Genomic DNA, 19,466 nt, shown 5'->3' on the forward strand with positions numbered 1-19,466 from the left:
CGGTTATGGCGAATGACATACGGCGCACATCAACACAGACCGATCAGAGCGCGCGATACGAATTGTCTGACATTAAATAAACCGGGCAAAGCAGTCCGATAAGAAGACGGGTAGGGGTGTATGCGGAAATTGCGTGGATGGGAATGGCCGGTCTTCGGCCGCATGGTCCGCCTAAAAACCGGATGGCTCTCGGCTCTGCTGTTGGTCTGCCTGGGCTTGGCGGCGGGGCGAGCCCAGGCAGACACTTGCCAAACCAACTTCACGGTGATGTCCGGCGCCAGCTTCAGCTACGACACCTCGACATGTACCTACAACCAGGGTGCAACAACCGTGAACAATGTGCCGGACCCGGGAACGGGCGCTGGGATTACGGCCTCGACGGTGCACGGTACCGTCACGGCCAACGGTCAGTTCGCCGACACGACTTTGACCTATACGAACAACGGTGACGGTTACTCCTCGGATAACTTCTATTGGACCGATGCTTACACGGGGACAGGGCATGTCGTCATCATTACGGTCCTTCAGCCGCTATCGATTACGACGAACACCGTGGCGAACACCGCGATCGGGGGCACGTACTCGCAGACAATCGGTGCCCGCGGCGGCACGCCGCCCTATCGGTTCGCGGTCTCGTCGGGGGCGTTGCCGGCGGGACTCGGTCTCTCAAGCGGAGGTCTTCTCTCGGGCACGCCTACCGCGGCGGGGACATTTTCGTTCACGGTGTCGGTCACGGATGCGGCCAATACCGTCGTCACCAAAACGTACTCGGGATTTTCGGTCGCGGCGCCCACGCTGACGCTAACGCCCGCATCCCTGCCGAGCGGCACGCAAAACAGTGGTTATAGTCAGTCGCTTTCGGCCAGCGGCGGCACGGCCCCTTACACGTATGCGGTCACGAGCGGCGCGTTACCGAGCGGTATGACGCTCAGCGGCGGCCTGCTTGCGGGTACGCCCACCGCATACGGCACGTTCAATTTCACGGTCAAAGCGACGGATAGCACTACCGGTACAGGCCCCTTCTCGACGAGCACGAGCTATACGCTGTCGCTTACTCCCGCCACGCCGGTGATTACGACGAGTTCGCTGTCGAGCGCGACAGTGGGCGCGAGCTATAACCAGGCGATCGCTGCAAGTGGCGGCAACGCGCCCTATACGTTTGCGGTCGTGTCGGGCAACTGGCCGCCGGGTCTAAGTCTGAGCAGCGGCGGCGTGATATCGGGCACGCCCACATCGAGCGGCAGCTACGCGTTCACGATCAAGCTCACGGACGCGGCCGGCACGATCGTGACGCAAACCTACTATTCCGGCATCGTCGTCGGTGCACCTTCGATCGCCGTCACGCCTTCATCGCTGCCCGGTGCCACGCAAGGTTCCAGCTATAGCAGGACGATCGCCGCCAGCGGCGGCACTGCGCCTTACACCTATGCGATCACGGGCGGCAGCCTGCCCAGCGGCCTTGCCTTGTCGAGCGCTGGCTTACTGAGCGGCACGCCGACGGTGTCCGGCAACTTCAGTTTCACCGTTACCGCCACCGATAGCAGCGGCGGCAGCGGGCCATATACGGGAACTGCCACCTACTCGCTCAGCGTGGCCGCCAATATGCCTTCGATTTCCACGAGCACGCTCGCGAACGGCGAGATCGGCGCGACCTATAACCAGACGATCACCGCGGGCGGCAGCACGGGCCCTTATACGTTCAGCGTCGTGTCGGGCAGCTTGCCGGCTGGCGTCACGTTGACGAGCGGCGGTACGCTTTCGGGGATCCCGACGGCGAGCGGCAGTTCGAACTTCACCGTGCAAGTCAGGGATGGGAACAACAATACGGCGACGCAAGGTTTCGCGTTGACCATCGCGGCGGCACCCGCGATCGGAACCGTCACGTTGGCAGCAGCCGAGGTCGGCGCTGCCTATAACCAAACGATCAACGCGAGCGGCGGCGTCGCGCCCTATACGTTCAGTCTGTCGTCGGGCAGTCTGCCGTCGGGCGTAACTTTATCGAGCGCCGGCGTCTTGTCTGGCACGCCGAGCGCAGGCGGCAATGTCACGTTCTCCGTTCAGCTCAAGGACGCGAACAACGTGACAGCGACGCAAAGCTATACCGTCGCGGTCGGCGCCGGACCGAGTATCGCGACGGCGAGCCTGCCCGGCGGTGAAGTCGGCGTGGCCTACAGTCAGACGCTCAGCGTGAGCGGCGGCGCGGCGCCGTACACGTTTGCCGTATCGTCCGGTACGCTGCCGGCCGGCTTGTCGCTCGCGAGCGGCGGCACATTGTCGGGCACGCCGAGCGCAAGCGGGAACGCCGCTTTCACGGTGCACGTACGCGATGCGAACGGTGCGACGGCGACGCAAAGCTACACCATCTCGATGGTCGCCGGTCCTGTCGTCAGCCCCACCACGTTGCCTGCCGCCGAAGTCGGCGTGAGCTACAGCCAAACGATCGGCGCGAACGGGGGCACCGGGCCCTACGCCTTCACAGTCTCGTCGGGCGCGTTGCCGGCGGGGCTCTCGATGTCGAGCGGCGGCGCGCTCTCCGGCACGCCGCTGACGAACGGAAGCGCGTCGTTCACGGTGCAAGTTAAGGATGCCAACAACAACACGGCAATACAGAGCTACACCATTTCCGTAACGGCAGGGCCGATCATCGGCACCACGACGTTACCCGGTGGCGAAGTCGGCGTCGGCTATAGCCAGACGCTCAGCGCTAGTGCCGGCGTAGCGCCCTACACGTTCAGCGTGTCGTCGGGCAGTTTGCCGGCGGGGCTATCGCTTGCAAGCGGCGGCGCGCTTACCGGCACGCCGACGGCAGCCGGCAGCGCGACATTCGCGGTCCAACTCAAGGATGCGAACGGAGCCACGGCGACGCAAAGCTACACGATCGCGGTCCGCGCTGCGCCGACCATCGGCGTGACGAGCTTGCCCGGCGGCGAGATCGGCATTGCCTACAGCGCGACGCTCAGCGTAAGCGGCGGCTTAGCGCCGTATGTATTCAGCCTGTCGTCGGGCGTGCTGCCGGCCGGCTTGTCCCTGACAACCGGCGGTGCATTGACGGGCACGCCGACGTCAAGCGGCAACGCCGCTTTCACGGTCCAAGTGCGCGATGCGAACGGTGCGACGGCAACGCAAAGCTATGCGGTCTCCGTGGTCGCAGGGCCGGTCATCGGTACGTCCAGCTTGCCTTCGGGCGAAGTCGGCGTCGGCTACAGCCAAACGCTCGCCGTGAGCGGCGGGACGGCGCCGTATCGGTTCGGCATCTCATCGGGTGCCTTGCCGGCAGGTTTATCGATAACAAGTGCGGGCACGATTTCGGGCACGCCGACGACGAGCGGCAGCGCGACTTTCACCGTACAGGTCAACGATGCGAGCAACAACAGCGCGACGCAAAGCTACACGGTCGCGGTAACGGCAGGACCTGTCATCGGTACGAGGACGTTACCGGGCGGCGAAGTGGGTGTCGGATATAGCCAAACGCTCACTGCGAGCGCCGGCGCGGCGCCGTACACGTTCAGCGTGTCGTCGGGCAGTTTGCCGGCGGGCTTGTCGCTGACGAGCGGCGGGACCCTTTCGGGTACGCCGACGACGGGCGGCAACGCGGCATTCGCGGTGCAAGTCAAAGATGCAAACGGTGCCACCTCGTCGCTAAGCTACACCGTTGTGATCGCGGGCGGTCCGGTCATCGGCATCACCGGCTTGCCCAACGCGGAAGTCGGCGTCGCTTATAGCCAGACGATCGTTGCAAGCGGCGGCTCGGCGCCATACACGTTCAGCGTAGCTTCGGGCACGTTGCCCTCGGGCCTCTCGCTGACGAGCGGCGGCGTGCTGTCGGGTATGCCTGCAACGAGCGGCAGCACGGCGTTCACCGTGCAAGTCAAAGATGCGAATGCGATGACGGCGATGCAGCGCTACACCGTGACGGTTGCCGGGACGCTCGTCATCGGCACGGCGACACTGCCGGACGGCGTGGTAGGCGCAGCCTATAGTCAAACGCTGACCGCGAACGCGGGGGTAGCACCGTACACGTTTGCGTTGTCTTCGGGCTCGCTGCCAGCAGGGCTAGCACTTGCTTCGAGCGGTGCATTGACGGGCAAGCCGACTGCGTCCGGCAGCACCACCTTCACACTGCGCGTGACGGATGCCAATAACGCGAGCGCCACGCAAAGCTATACGGTGACAATGAAGGTGGCGCTGCCCGCGGTGCCGCCGCAGCGCCAGGTGAACGTCGCGGCTGCCACCACCGCCACGGTCGATATCACCGATGGCGCGTCGGGCGGGCCGTTCACCGGGGCGGTGATCGTCTCGGTCACGCCGGCATCGGCGGGTGTCGCAACGATTGTCTCGGCACCCGCGGCGACCGTCGTTTCGGCCTCTGCCGTCATGCAGGCCAACGCGGCGCTGGTCTCGGGCAGTACCTATAGCGTCCGCTTCGTGCCGGCGGCGTCGTTCGCGGGCACGGCGGTCATCGCCTATACGTTGAGCAACGCATCGGGCAGTTCCAACCCCGCCGTCCTCGACGTTGCGATTGCGCCGCGCGCCGATCCGTCGAGCGACCCCGACGTTGTGGGCCTCATCAACGCGCAGGTCGAGGCGGCGCGCCGCTTCGCGGATGCGCAGATCGCCAACTACAGCGCGCGCCTCGAAAGTCTTCACGGCAGCGGACGCTCGCGATTGTCGACGGGCATTTCCGTAGCAACGGCGGCCCGCCCGGCCGGCACGTCGCCGCTTCCCTGCCCGAGCGCGCTCGCGACGGCGTCCGGGTGTATCTCGCCGGACACGCTTCGAAGCGGTGCCGTCCGGGCGTCGGACACGCAAACCGGTGCGAGCGGCGCGGCCGGCGGCGCACCAGCGTACGACGCGACGACAACGAATACCGACGCGCCCGCGTTGGCATTCTGGAACGCAGGCACGGTCGATTTCGGTTTCGCCAATCCGGGTGCCCAGCGTTCGGGATTCCGCTTTACGACGGGAGGGATTACGCTCGGCGCGGACTATCGCCTATCGGAGCATTTCACGTTCGGGGCGGGGATCGGCTACGGACACGATCGCAGCGATATCGGCAGCGACGGTACGACTAGCACGGGCGACGCCATAAGCATCGCACTCTATGCAAGCTATCGTCCGCTACCGACGTTGTTCGTCGATGGCGTTGCCGGCTACGGCACGCTCAATTTCGATTCGCAGCGCTGGGTGGGCGATATGAACGCGTTTGCGGTCGGTAAGCGCAGCGGCAACGAAATGTTCGCCTCGCTGACGGCCGGCTATGAGCATCGCACGAGCGCTTGGCTCGTCTCACCCTACGGCCGCATCGCCGGTACGAGAGCGACGCTGCACGCATTCACCGAAAACGGCGCGGGCATCGACGCGCTGACCTATTTCGGTCAAACGGTCGATACGGTCTCGGGCACGTTAGGCCTGCGCACCGAGTACGCTCGACCGACGAGATGGGGTGTGCTCCTGCCGTACGCGCGGATCGAGTTCCAACATGATTTCGCGCGACAAAGCACGGCGGGTCTCGCCTATGCGGATCTGGCATCCGCAGGTCCCGCCTATTACGTGACCGGAACGCCGTTCGGTAGCAATCGGACTCAGGTCGGTGTCGGGGCGAAGTTTGCGGCGGGCACGACGCTGTTCGGGCTCGGGTACGACGCGCTATTCGGCGCGCACAGTCTCGACCAGGGCGTGCGCGTCTGGTTCTCGTCCGCGTTCTAAGCGCCGATGGGCGCCGCAGGCGATGGCGGGGCGAACGCCCCCGCGTCCCCGCGCCCGCAAGCACTAACGCGCCTTGAGCGCCCACAAGGCATCGAGCACGTGGCCGGTCGCGCGCTCGACGTCGCCTGCTCTGTGCGCGATCCCGAGTTCGCGCCATAGCGCGGGACGCAGCGGTCGCATCGCGATGCGCGCATCCGAGGGCGGCGCACCGGCCTCGTGCGGCAGCAGCGTCGCACCATAGCCGGCGGCGACCAAGCTCTTGATCGCGTCGTTGTAATTCAATTCGATCCGCGCTGTGGGCCGATACCCGCCGAGCGCGAACCATTCCGACGTCAGCCTCGATAGCCGCGTATTCGCATCGTTCAAGATCAGCGGCCGGGTGGCGAGCCAAGCGGGCGTGACGCGGGCCGGCAAGGGCCAATCAGCGGGTAAGAACGCGATGACCGGATCGCGCCGCCACGGCCGTATCGCGAGCCCCGCGACCGTCGATTGCGGCAAGGCGACGATGCCGACATCGAGCGTACCTTGGGCCAAGCGCGCCAGCGTCTCTTGCGAGGTAAGCACGACGATCTGTACGTCGATGGCCGGATGATGCTCGCGCAGATGCGCAATCGCTTGCGGCAATAGATGCGCGATCGCGCCCGTCGAGGCACCTAAACGCACGCGGCCCGCGAGGCCCTGCACTTGCCGGCTCACATCGTCGAGCGTCGCTTCGACTTCGGCGAGCAGCCGCCGCGCACGTTCGACGAGGACCTCGCCGGTCGGCGACGGGCGTACGTTGCCGCGCTTGCGCGAGAGCAGCGGCGTGCCGATACGGCTTTCGAGTTCGGCGATGTGCAGGCTCACCGTCGGCGGCGCGAGATGGAGCACGTTCGCAGCGGCCGCGAACGAACCATGGTCCGCGATTGCGACGAGCGTACGCAAACGGTCCAAGCTGATCTCTCGCATTGCTTTCTCCGTAGTCGCAAGATTCAGAAATCATGAATCACGGCGTCATGAAACTCAACTTTTCATACGATGGGTGCGGGCGCACGATACGGGCTCCATTTCCGCAAATCGAATTCGAGGAGGGCGATCGCATGCGTATTCCGACGGTTTTCATCGATGGCGACCAGGGCACGACCGGGTTGCAAATCCACGAGCGCCTGCGTGGCCGAACCGATATACGTCTGGCGACGCTGCCGGCCGACGAGCGCAAGAACCCGGATCGCCGGCAAGCGGCCATCAACGATTGCGATATCGCCATTCTGTGTCTGCCCGACGCGGCTGCGCGTGAAGCCGTCGGTTATATCCGCAATCCCGAGGTGCGCGCGATCGATGCGAGTTCGGCGCACCGCACGCAGCCGCAATGGGTGTATGGGTTACCCGAATTGGACGAAGGACAGGCGCAGCGGATCGCGCGCGCGAAACGTGTGACGAACCCCGGCTGTTATCCGACGGGGGCGATTGCGCTGCTACGTCCGCTGATCGACGAGGGTTGGTTGCCGCGCGACTATCCGGTGACGATTCATGCGATCTCCGGGTATTCGGGCGGAGGGCGCGCGGCGATCGACGAATACGAAGCAAACGACGCGCCGATTGCGACACCGTTCAAGGTGTACGGTCTTGGGCTCGAACACAAGCACACGCCCGAGATCGAATTGCATACGGGCCTCGCGCATCGTCCGTTTTTCGTGCCGGCCTACGGGGCGTACCGGCAAGGCATCGTTCTGACGATCCCCATCGCATTGCGTTTGCTCTCGCCGGGCACGGATGGCGAGCGGCTGCATGCGTGTCTTGCGCAACGCTACTCGGGCACGAGCCACGTTAAGGTCATGCCGCTGGCCGATGCCCGTGCGATGGCGCATCTCGATCCGCAGGCGTTGAACGGGACGAACGACATGCGGCTGGGCGTCTTCGTCAACGCGGAGCGCGGGCAGGTTTTGCTGTCCGCGGTCTTCGACAATCTGGGTAAAGGTGCGTCCGGCGCGGCCGTGCAGAATCTTGATTTGATGTTGGCGGCTTAACGCGAGCGGCGCGAAAAAAAGGCGGCAACGCATCCATGCGATTGCCGCCTCTGCGCTATATCGTGCGCCTAGCGAATCGCTCGTTAGTGGGCCGCACCTGCGATTTTCGTATGGCCGAGTCCGGCATCCGCTGCGTTTGCTTCACCCGCATCGATCTGCACGCCACGATGCTCGCGTCCCAGGCTGATCAGAACCGAAATCACCACGGCGACGGTGCCGGCGACGATCGCCATCGCCATCCCGTAGTTATCGCCGTTGCGGTGTGCGATGCTAGCCTGAATCGTGGCGTTCGCCGATGCGAGCAGATTGCCGAGTTGATAGACGAGCCCCGGGAACGTAGCGCGCACTTCGGGCGGCGACATCTCGTTCAAGTGCGCCGGGATGACGCCCCAGGCACCCTGTACCGAAATCTGCATGAGGAACGCGCCGATCGCGAGCGCTACGCTGCCGCTCGCGAAAGCCCACAGCGGCAGCACCGGCAGCGCGATGAGCGCGGCGATCGCGATCGCCTTGCGTCGCCCGATCTTCTCCGACAGCGAACCGAACACGATGCCGCCGATGATCGCGCCGATGTTGTAGACGATCGCGATCACGCTAACCGTGTGCGTCGTGAACTTGTGCTGGACGAGCAGGAACGTCGGGTACATGTCCTGCGTGCCATGGCTGAAGAAGTTGAACGCCGTCATCAAGACGATCATGTAGACGGCCAACTTCCATTCCCGTGCCAACACGGCGAGGATGCTCGGGCGGTTGCCGGCGCGCTGCCCGCGTTCCCAACTCGGCGATTCGGGCACGTTGCGGCGGATGAAGAGCACGAGCAGCGCGGGCAGCACGCCGATCATGAACATGCCGCGCCAGCCGATCGAGTCGTGCAGCAGGCCGAACACGACCGATGCAAGCAGATAGCCCGACGGGTAGCCGGCCTGCAAGATCCCCGACATGATGCCGCGCGATTTCGGCGGAATCGACTCCATGGTCAGCGCCGAGCCGACGCCCCACTCGCCGCCCATGGCGACGCCGAACAAGCTCCGCAGCACGAGCAGCATCGTGAGGCTCGTGGCAAAGCCGGAAGCGAGATCGAGCAGTGAGAACAGCACGATGTTCGCCATCAATACCGGGCGGCGCCCGTAACGGTCGGCCAGCCGGCCGAAGATGAGTGCGCCGAGCGGGCGCAAGGCAAGCGTCAAGGTGATCGCGACCGTGACGCTCGTCATCTCGGCGCCGAACGCTTTGGCGATGTCCTTGAGCACGAACACCATGAGGAAGAAGTCGAATGCGTCGAGTGTCCAGCCTAGGTAGCTGGCGAAGGCGACGCTACGCTGCTGCTTGGTCCAAGCCATGAATCTGTCTCCTGTCGATTGATCGTAGTCGTGGCGATGGGCGAGGCATTTCGCCTTCGCCGTGGCGCTCGATAACGCAGGAGCCGTGCCAATCGTTAGTCGTGGCTAATGCCTTGATTTAACGAGGCTCGCAGGGCGCGATGTTGGACGCTTGCGCGGAAAACCGCCCGGCGCAGGCCAATCGCTGTGCGGAAATCGTGACGTGCGGCGTGCGCGTAAACCCTAGAGGGTGCAGATGGGTGAGCCGGCTCGCGCCTTCGCTTCAACGAAAATCGTCGGACATGATCGAGAGTCGGCGCATCTTGTCGTAGAGCGTTTTCTTTGGCAGACCTAAACGTTCGCAAGCGAGCGAGGCCCGGCCTTGGCAGGCCCGCAGCGCTTCTTCGATCAGATGCCGCTCGAACCGGTTCACTTGTTCCTCGAGCGTACGCGGGGCGGCGCCGATCGAATCGTCGGCGTCGTTCAGATCGGCAAGCAAGCCCAGCGTGAAACGCTCGGCGACGTTGCGCAACTCGCGCACGTTGCCGGGCCACGGTCGCGACATCAACGTATGCATCTGCTCGGGGCTCGGCGCCTCGGGCACCGGGCGGCCGTAGCGGGCCGACGCCTGCAAGACGAAATGCTCGAATAGCAGCGGAATGTCCTCGCGGCGCTCGCGCAGCGGCGGCACTTCGAGTACGACGACACCGAGCCGGTAGTAGAGGTCGTCGCGAAACCGCTGCTCGCGCGCCAACGCCAACAAGTCGGCTTTCGTGCCGGCGACGATCCGGCAATTCATCGGCAGCAACTCGTTCGATCCCACGCGTTCGAACGCGCGCTCTTGCAAGACGCGCAGAAACTTCGCCTGCAACGACATCTGCATCGTCTCGATTTCGTCGAGAAAGAGCGTACCGCCGTCCGTGTATTCGAGTTTGCCGATGCGCCGCTTCATCGCGCCCGTGAAGGAGCCCGCTTCGTGGCCGAACACCTCGCTCTCGAACAGCATCTCGGGGATGCCCGCGCAATTGATCGCGGCGAAGTTCGCGTTGCGCCGGCGGCCGGCTTCGTGCAGGGCGCGCGCGACGACCTCCTTGCCGGCGCCGGTTTCGCCGAGCACGAGCACGTTCGTGTCCGTATCTGCGAGATCGAGAATGACGCGGTGCAATTGCTTGATCGCCGGCGATTGGCCCAGGATCTTCGCCTCGATCCGATCGCGGGCGCTGACTTGGCGCCGCAGCGTATCGAGTTCGAGCGTGAGGTGGCGTTTATCGAGCGCGCGCTGCGCGACGTCCGCCAAATGCTCCGACGAAAACGGCTTTTCGATGAAATCGTAGGCGCCGCGCTTCATCGCTTCGACGGCCATGGAGATATCGCCGTGGCCCGTCACGAGGATGACGGGCAAATCGGCATCGATCGCCCGCACCTGTTCGAGCAGCGCGAATCCGTCGATACCCGGTAACCGCACGTCGGTGACGACGATCCCCGGAAAGCCGAGGCGAATCTGCCGCAGCGCGTGCTCGGCGCGCTCGAACGCCTGTACGTCGATACCGCGCAGCTGCAAGGCCTGAACGCCGCCGAGCCTGACGGCCGGCTCGTCCTCGACGAGCAAGACCTTGAGCCCATCGTGTTCGCTGTGCGCGTGCGTCATCTCGGTTCCTCGTAGGCGGCGCCATGACCGGCGCGGTTCGTATCGGATTGGGGGTGTTCGGCGCTCGTCTCGCCCGGGGCGCGACGTAGACGCAATATGAACGACGCGCCGCCGGCCGCGGCGGGGGCATCCGCTTTCAGCGTGCCGCCGAGCTCGCGCATGATGCCCGCGGAGATGGCCAGGCCAAGCCCCAGGCCGGCCCCAGGCGGCTTGGTCGTGAAAAACGGCTCGAACAGCCGTTCGCGCGCGGCCTCTAGGATGCCTGCGCCGGTATCGGAGACGACGATTTCGACCCACGTATCGTCCTCGGCATCGGCTCGCACGGCGATCGAGAGTTTCCGCACCGGGCACCCAAGCATCGCATCGAGCGCATTGGTCAGGAGGTTCACGAGTACTTGTTCGAGACGGTTCGCATCGGCGAGGACGATGAGCGCCGTCTGCGCGCGCCCCGAGTCGTCTCGGTCGCGCACGACCTCGACCTCTTCCTTTCGTAACCGCGGTTCGACGAGAAACAATGCATTGGCGAGCGTGCGTTCGACTGCCACCGGCACGCGTTCGGCCGGCGCCTTGCGCGAAAAGCGCCGCAATTGCGCCGTGATCTTCCCCATGCGCTCGATGAGCCCGGCGATCACGCGCAAGTTGTCCTCGGCCTCGTGTTGCCGCCCCCGTTGCAGAAACAGCAGCGCATTGTCCGATAGCGTGCGCAGCGCGGCGAGCGGTTGATTGAGTTCGTGTGTGATGCCGGCGGACATTTGACCGATCAGCGCCATCTTGCCCGCTTGCACGAGTTCTTCGAGTGTCGCCTTCAGCGTGGCTTCGGTGCGTTTGTGCTGCACGATCTCGTTGCGCAGGTTCTTGTTGGCCCGCGCGAGCGCCCCTGTGCGCCGCGCTACCTTGCGCTCGAGTTCGTCGTTCATCCGCTCCAGCGTTTCGCGCATCGCAAGCCGCTGTGCGATCGCACGGCGCCGCTGCAACACGTAGAGCGTGCCGATCATGGCCAGCGAGAGGCCGAGCGCCGCGACGAGCGCCGCGTAGCGCGCGCTCTTGCGGGCCGGCGCGATATCGGTCAACGACATGATGCGCCAATCGGTGCCCGCCACGGTCCGGCTCACGACGACGAAATCGATCGCGCGCTGCTCGTGCGCGGTGCCGCCGAGCAGCGAGTTGGGCGGCGATACGCAATCGATTTCTGCGTTTGACGTGAGCCGGCGGCGCGATACGAGCCCAATGTCCGCGAGTGCGCCGGGGCCGCCGTACTGGCGTTTTGCATCGATGCGCGCACGAGCGGCGGCGGAAAGCGGGTGCAACGTGCGGTATTTCCAGCCGGCGAAGGACGACAGAAACACGACGCCGTTGGCATCGGCGACGAGCACCGTTTCGTCGCCGCGTTTCCAGAGCGCTTCCATCGAGTCCAAGCTGATCTTGGTGGCCACGACGCCGAGCTCGCGCCCGCCCGCGCCGATACGCGCGGCGTAGAAGTAGCCGGGCAGACGGCTCGTCGATCCGAGGCCGTAGAAACGGCCGGTGCCGTTGTGCAGGGCGTCGATGAAATACGGACGATACGAAAAATTCTGCCCGACGAAACTCACGGGCTGATCCCAGTTGCTAGCCGCAAGCGTGGTGCCGCTTAGGTCGAGCACATAGATCGCGGCGGCCTGCGAATCGGTCGTGACGTCCGCGAGATAGCGATTGACGCGGGCGGTCAGCACCGGATCGGTGGGATGGCGAAGCAGGTCCGCGATGTCGGGGTTCAGACTCAGCAAAGCCGGCAGGTAGTCGTAGCGCGTGAGCTCGCCTCTGAGCGTGCTTTCGTCGACATCGAGCCGATGCGCCGCGCGTTCGATGATCGCGCCGATTTCGGCGCGCTGTGCGTAGCGATACGCCGTCCAAGCACCGGCCGCGACGAGCGCGGCGAACGCGAGCGCCTTCACCGTTTGGGAAGGAGTCGGGAGGTGCGAGACGATGCGCAACGGCCAACGCAGCGGTCGCGGCGAGGGCGCGCCGGGCCTGACTGAAGTCATGGAAAAGCGCTTCGGGCTAAGAGGCTACTGCCGGAAGCGCGCAGTTTAACGAATCCGGTGCGACTCGGCGATGAGGGTAAGCAGGGGCGGCTGGAAGTGCGTATCCGATGGGCACCCCTTGGAAGCCGTACGGCGTTTCGGCCGTCAAGCTAGGCTCGATTTAGTCGGCTTGATCGGCCATTGCGTCTTGGACGCGATGACGCTTATCGATCAATTCATAACCTTTCAAAAACTCTCAACAATTGCAAAAACCCCATTTAGTGGGATTTTTCAGACAAAAGATTGCCAGTATTTGATTGATCAACGAGAATCCCACGAAAGCTGCCGGTATCGGTACCAGTCTCACAGTTACAGATGGTGCTCGTACCTCGAGAATGCCGCGCAGCGATATGGGCCGGGCCGCCCATGACTAAGATCCCGGAAGGTACATCCCGCACTTGTCGAGGCACGATAACGATGGACAGCTCGATTTACGGAATTTACGGAAGTAGGCAAACGTTTGACTTGTCCTGCACAGGGTGTGGGCGGTGCCCTGTCGCTGGTGCTCAAGGCGCCGTCGACGAGCGATAGGCGGGGCGTTCGGGCCGGTTTTTCTGTTGTTCTTGTAGTGCGTTTAGTGCGTCCGGGGCGCTAGCCTCAACTGAACAAGCTCGATTTCCGATCGGATAGTTAGTTCTACTAACTAGATGAGGGCGGCTTTTTGTTCGAAATCGTCTAAGCAAGGTCGATTCCCATTCGAATTTCAATCGTCATCGATTGAATGACGTTGGGATGACGAGGCTTGCGTGAATGGTTTTGGGCGGCATCGCCGGCGGTTGCGACCGCGTTCTTTGCGCTTGTTCGAATTCAATGACAATCGTGTGGAACAAAAATGAACAAGTCATTTAAAACGATCTGGAACGAAGCGCTCGGCGCCTGGGTGGCGGCATCCGAGCTGGACCGGGCAATGGGCAAGCGTGGAACCGCCGCGGTACGCGCGCTTGCTCCTCGAGCCGACGGCCGGACCGGCGCCGGCAGGTCCATGACGCTGATCGCCGCCGCCGTGGCGCTTTGGGGCGCCGCTGCCCCTGAGCACGCGCATGCGCAATACAACGCCGGTACCGGCTCCGTTGCCAGCGCGGGCAACGCCGCTGCGGTCGGTATTTCGGCGACGGCCTCGGCGGTCAACGCATCGGCGTTCGGCAACTTCGTTACCGCAAGCGGAACAAGCTCTGTTGCGATCGGCGCCTTTAGCGGTGCGGGAAATTATGCCGTCGCGATCGGTAATTCGGCACAGGCGACGCAAAGCGGGGCGGTGGCAATGGGAAGCGGGGCGAGCGCGACCGGCGTCAGCGCTACCGCGATCGCCAATGGCTCCACGGCGTCGGGTCAGCAATCGGCGGCCTACGGTTGGGGATCTCTTGCCTCCGGGGCGTTCGCGACCGCGCTGGGCAATCAAGCGACGGCAAGCAATACTGCCGCAGTGGCTTTCGGTAATTTATCGACGAGTTCGGCCGCCGCCGCGGTGGCGTTGGGAAGCGGCGCCTTTTCAAGCGGAGTGTCTGCCATTGCGCTGGGTGTGAATAGCGGCGCGGCAGGCTTGGCCTCCATCGCCATCGGCGCGGGGGGAACGGCCGGCGTTCCGGGATCGGGGACTCAAGCTTCGGGTGACAAATCCATCGCGCTCGGGTTCAACACCATCGCCAGCGGTATCTATGCCGCTGCGTTGGGGCAGTTGGCAACGGCTTCCGGCACAAGTTCGGTGTCCATCGGCGTTAACTCGACGGCATCGGCGCAGTTCGGTGTTGCCCTGGGCAATCTTGCACAGGCGACCAACACCTCCTCGACGGCGTTGGGTGCCGGCGCGACAGCCTCGGGTAGCGGCTCGGCCGCGCTCGGCATCAACGCCGCGGCAACAGCGGGCGATGCGCTTGCCGCAGGGGCAAGTGCCGCCGCGTCGGCGAACCAGGCCGTCGCGCTCGGTGCGGCCAGCACGGCAAGCGGCATCGACGGCGTCGCCCTTGGCGTGTCCTCCACGGCGAGTGCGCTCAATGCAATAGCACTTGGGCCTACGTCCACGGCCTCGGGCACCGGATCGACCGCGATCGGAAACGCATCCAAGGCGCTGGCCGCCTCGACGCTCGCGATCGGAGACGCGAACACCGTCGCCGCGGCCGCGGGAACGGGTTCCATCGCAGGCGGGCACGGCTCGCAAGTGACGAGCGGCACGGGCGCCGTCGCCCTTGGCCAGGCCCAAACCGCAAGCGGCAACGGCGCGGTCGCGATCGGCGATCCTGGCTCGGCGATCGGTACGGGTGCCGTCGAATTAGGCTCGAACAATATCGCCAACGGCAACGGTACGGTCGCCATCGGCAATAGCAACAACGCGCAGGGTCAAGGTTCGGTTGCGCTGGGCAACGCTTCGAGCGCGGCAGCGGCCGGAGGTATCGCGCTCGGGGCGAGCGCGCTTGCAAGCGCGGGTAACGGCGTCGCACTCGGTTCAGGCGCCGTGGCAACGAACGCTAACGACGTCGCATTGGGCGCCGGTTCGACGACGGCAGCCGCGAACCCGACGCCTACGGGCTCCGTCGCCGGCAGCACGGTCAACTTCGCCGGCGGCAATCCGACAAGCGTCGTCAGCGTGGGCACGAGTACCGCGCCGAGGCAGGTCACCAACGTAGCCGCGGGGCAGATCAACGGTTCGAGCTTGGACGCGATCAATGGGTCGCAGCTTTTTGCGACCAATCAAGCGGTCACCACGGTCTCGACCGCGCTGACCGGCTTGACGACTTCGTTCAATACGCTTAACAGCGACGCGGTCAAATACGACATGACCGGCGGCACGGTCAATTACAACAGCGTCACGCTGAATCCGGGCGGTTCGTCCACGCAAATTCACAACCTTGCGCCGGGCGCACTGACGTCGACGAGTACCGATGCGATCAACGGATCGCAACTGTTTGCGACGAATCAAAACGTCACGAACCTCGCGACGACAGTCAATAACATCCAGAACGGCGCGGGCATTAAATACTTCCATGCCGATTCCACTGCCGCCGATAGCCAAGCAACGGGTACCGATAGCGTTGCGATCGGCCCGCTTGCGGTGGCAAGCGGCACCGATAGTCTTGCCGCAGGCAACGCTGCGCAAGCGTCCGGGGCGGGCGCGCTAGCGTTGGGCAACAACGCGCGTGCGAGCGCGGCGAACTCGATCGCACTTGGTGCGAACGCAACGACGACGGCCAGCCTTGGGCAGGCCGCTTACAACCCGGGTACGGCTGCCTTGGCAGGTACCGCCCCGGTGGGGGAACTATCCGTCGGCTCGGCCGGAAACGAGCGGCGCGTGACGAATGTCGCCGCGGGCGCCGCGCCGACCGATGCGGTCAACGTGAGTCAATTGCAATCGCTGCAATCGCAACTGACTCAAACGCAAAGCGATGCACTGCTGTGGGATCCCGCCGCCAACGGCGGGACCGGTGCGTACAACGCCAATCACGCGGGAAGCGGGCCGAACAAAATCACAAACGTTGGACCGGGCGCGTTGACGTCGACGAGTACCGATGCGGTCAACGGCTCGCAACTGTTCGCGACGAATCAAAACGTCACGAATCTGACGACCGCCTTGGGTACGACGAACCAGAACGTCACGAATTTGACGACCGCCTTGGGCACGACGAACCAGAACGTCACGAATCTGACGACCGCCCTAGGTACGACGAATCAAAACGTCACGAATCTTGCGACCACCGTCAACAACATCGAGAGCGGCGCCGGCATCAAGTACTTCCACGCCGATTCGACAGCCGCCGACAGTCAGGCCACCGGGACCGACAGCGTAGCGATCGGCCCGCTGGCTGTCGCGAGTGGGACAGATAGTCTCGCGGCGGCGAACGGTGCCCAAGCGCAAGCCGCGAATGCGACGGCTCTCGGCTCGCTCTCGACCGTTTCGGTCGCGGGCGGGGTCGCCATCGGCTCAGGGTCGATCTCGAACCGGACGGTGGCTTCCTCGCAGGGTTCGATCGCGGCGGGGAGCCACTCGATTCCGTTCAACACGACCGATGCCACGTTGCTCGGGGCGGTCTCCTTCGGCAATTCGGCGGCGGGCAGTCAAAGCTATCGGCAATTGACCAACGTAGCGGACGGCACTGGGCAGAGCGACGCCGTAACGGTGCGGCAGCTTGCCGGTGCGCTTCAGGCCTTCTCGGCTACGCCGACCGCATACTTTCACGCGAATTCGGCGGCAGCCGATTCGCTCGCGGTCGGTTCGCAATCGATCGCCGTAGGCCCGACGACCGTGGTCAACGGCGACAACGGCGTCGGCATCGGCAACGGAGCGATCGTCAGTATCGGTGCGCCCGGCGGCGTGGCCATCGGTGAAGCCGCGAATTCGGGCCAAGCGGATGCGATCGCGCTAGGCAGCGGATCAAAGGCGAACGGCGCACAGTCGATCGCACAAGGAGCGAACGCGAACGCCGTACTGGCAGGTGCTGTCGCGATCGGCTCCGGCGCAACGAGCAGCGCGGTGGACGCGATCGCGTTCGGCGCGGGGGCAAACGCCACCAATGCCGACGCCCTCGCGCTCGGCAGCAATGCGCACGCGAGCGCGGCGAACTCCGTGGCGCTCGGCGCAAACGCGACAACTATGGCGAACCTCGGGCAGGCTGCGTACAACCCCGGTACGGCTGCCTTGTCAGGCACGACGCCGGTCGGCGAAGTGTCCGTCGGTTCGGCCGGCAACGAGCGGCGCGTGACCAATGTCGCCGCAGGCGCCGCGCCGACAGATGCCGTCAACGTGAGCCAATTGCAATCGGTCGAGACCCAAGTCACCCAGGTACGAAACGACGCGCTATCGTGGGATCCGACCGCCAATGGCGGGACCGGTGCATACAACGCCGATCACGGGGGAAGCGGCCCGAACAAAATCACGAACGTAGCGCCGGGCGCCCTAAGCGCGACGAGTACCGATGCGGTCAACGGTTCGCAACTTTTCGTGACGAACCAAAACGTCAGCAATCTTGCGACCTCGTTGACCGACATTCAGAACGGCGCGGGTATCAAGTACTTCCACGCAGACTCGATCGCGGCCGATAGCCAGGCCACAGGGACCGACAGCGTGGCGATCGGCCCGCTGGCCGTGGCAAGTGGCGCGGACAGCCTGGCGGCCGCGAACGGCGCGCAGGCTCAAGCCGCAAATGCGATAGCCCTCGGCTCGCTCTCGACGGTGTCGGTCGCGGGCGGCGTGGCGATCGGTTCGGGCTCGATCTCGAACCGGACGGTGGCCTCCTCGCAGGGTTCGATCGCGGCCGGCAGCCACGCGATTCCGTTCAACACGACCGATGCCACGTTGCTCGGCGCGGTCTCTTTCGGCAATTCGGCGGCCGGCAGCCAAACCTATCGACAATTGACCAACGTAGCCGACGGCACCGGACAGAACGATGCGGTAACCGTGCGGCAGTTGTCCGGCGCGCTTCAATCGTTCTCGGTCACGCCGACGATGTACTTTCATGCGAACTCGACGGCGGCGGACTCGCTGGCCGTGGGATCGCAATCGATCGCCGTGGGACCGACGACGGTCGTCAACGGCGACGACGGTGTCGGCATCGGCAACGGCGCCATCGTCGGGCAAAACGCGCCCGGCGGGATAGCGATCGGCGAGGGCGCGAATTCGGGACAGGCCGACGCGCTCGCGTTAGGGAGCGGATCGAAGGCGAACGGCGCGCAGTCGATCGCGCAAGGAGCGAACGCGAGCGCGGCGCTTGCCGGCGGCATCGCGATCGGCTCCGGGGCGGCAAGCACGGCCGTCGATGCACTTGCCCTGGGCGCGGGGGCGAGCGCAACGTTCGCGAACAGCGTCGCACTAGGCGCGGGTTCGTCGACGACGATCGGCGCATTGACCAATTACATCGCATACGGATTGAGTAGCCCGCAAACGTCGATGGGCGAGGTCAACGTCGGCGGACGCCAGATTACCGGCCTGGCCGCGGGGCGCCTCGGTACCGATGCGGTCAACGTCTCGCAGCTACAGGCGGTTCAGCAGCAGTTGACCGCATTGATCGGCAAGGGGGGAACCTTTACTTCGAGCACGGGCACCGCGCCGCCATCGCCGACCGGCTCGAACTCTTCCGCGGGCGGCACCGGCGCGGTGGCCTCGGGCTCCAGCAGCACCGCCATCGGCAACAACTCGCAGGCGAGCGGTACCGGCACGACTGCGCTTGGCGTCGGCGCGAGCGCGACCGGCAGCGGGTCGACGGCAATCGGCTCCGGCAGCAACGACGGAGGACGTTCGGACGTCGTGGCCGTGGGCTCGAATACGTCCACCCGGCAAATCATCAACGTTCAAGCCGGTACTGCGGCCAACGATGCCGTCAACGTGCAGCAGTTGAACAACACGTTGACGCAAGCGAACAGCTACACCGATAACCAGATCGCCGGACTGCGCGGCAATCTCGATTCGTACCGGCACGATGCCGACGGAGGCGTTGCGACCGCGATGGCGGTCGCGGGCTTGCCTCAGCCGACGGGGCCGGGCCGGAGCATGGTGGCGATCGCGGGCAGCGTCTATCGCGGGCAGTCGGGGCAGGCGCTCGGCGTCTCGACGATCTCGGAGAACGATCACTGGGTGTACAAGGCGGCCGTGTCGACGAATACGCGCGGCAGCTACGGCGCCGTGGTTGGAGCGGGATACCAATGGTGATGCGCGAGCGGCGATGGAGCCGCTGGGCGGACCGGGTGATCAGTCGCGTGCGTCCCCGTCGCCCTTGCGATACGACGTCAATCAATTCGAGGT

At 64.8% G+C, this 19,466-nt stretch carries 7 protein-coding genes; 3 read left to right on the top strand and 4 right to left on the bottom strand.

What is annotated here, in order from left to right; translation table 11 throughout:
- Positions 1-120 precede the first annotated feature (120 nt).
- On the top strand, positions 121-5,706 hold the full coding sequence (locus tag AB1286_RS13150) for a putative Ig domain-containing protein (RefSeq protein ID WP_430363698.1): 5,586 nt from the start codon (positions 121-123) through the stop codon (positions 5,704-5,706).
- A gap of 63 nt (positions 5,707-5,769) precedes the next feature.
- On the opposite strand, the gene AB1286_RS13155 is transcribed toward AB1286_RS13150, so the two are convergent.
- On the bottom strand, positions 5,770-6,654 hold the full coding sequence (locus AB1286_RS13155) for a LysR family transcriptional regulator (RefSeq protein ID WP_430363699.1): 885 nt from the start codon (positions 6,652-6,654) through the stop codon (positions 5,770-5,772).
- 131 nt (positions 6,655-6,785) lie between these two features.
- Between AB1286_RS13155 and argC the strand changes: the two genes are divergently transcribed.
- The gene (gene argC / locus AB1286_RS13160; RefSeq protein ID WP_430363700.1) at positions 6,786-7,712 is read left to right on the top strand and encodes an N-acetyl-gamma-glutamyl-phosphate reductase; all 927 of its coding nucleotides are present in this window, start codon (positions 6,786-6,788) and stop codon (positions 7,710-7,712) included.
- 83 nt (positions 7,713-7,795) lie between these two features.
- Here argC and AB1286_RS13165 read toward each other — a convergent pair whose 3' ends face one another.
- The 3 genes from AB1286_RS13165 to AB1286_RS13175 form a co-directional block, all read right to left on the bottom strand.
- On the bottom strand, positions 7,796-9,052 hold the full coding sequence (locus tag AB1286_RS13165; protein WP_430363701.1) for an MFS transporter: 1,257 nt from the start codon (positions 9,050-9,052) through the stop codon (positions 7,796-7,798).
- 262 nt (positions 9,053-9,314) lie between these two features.
- Entirely contained in the window at positions 9,315-10,679 is a 1,365-nt protein-coding gene (locus AB1286_RS13170; protein WP_430363702.1) for a sigma-54-dependent transcriptional regulator, read from the bottom strand.
- Positions 10,676-12,700, bottom strand: coding sequence for a sensor histidine kinase (locus tag AB1286_RS13175; RefSeq protein WP_430363703.1), 2,025 nt, complete (start codon positions 12,698-12,700; stop codon positions 10,676-10,678). The genes AB1286_RS13170 and AB1286_RS13175 overlap by 4 nt, the downstream gene beginning before the upstream one ends.
- 871 nt (positions 12,701-13,571) lie before the next feature.
- Here AB1286_RS13175 and AB1286_RS13180 point away from each other — a divergent pair.
- On the top strand, positions 13,572-19,373 hold the full coding sequence (locus tag AB1286_RS13180; protein WP_430363704.1) for a YadA-like family protein: 5,802 nt from the start codon (positions 13,572-13,574) through the stop codon (positions 19,371-19,373).
- Positions 19,374-19,466 lie beyond the last annotated feature (93 nt).

The organism is Trinickia sp. NRRL B-1857, assembly GCF_050470685.1.
Lineage (GTDB): Bacteria > Pseudomonadota > Gammaproteobacteria > Burkholderiales > Burkholderiaceae > Trinickia.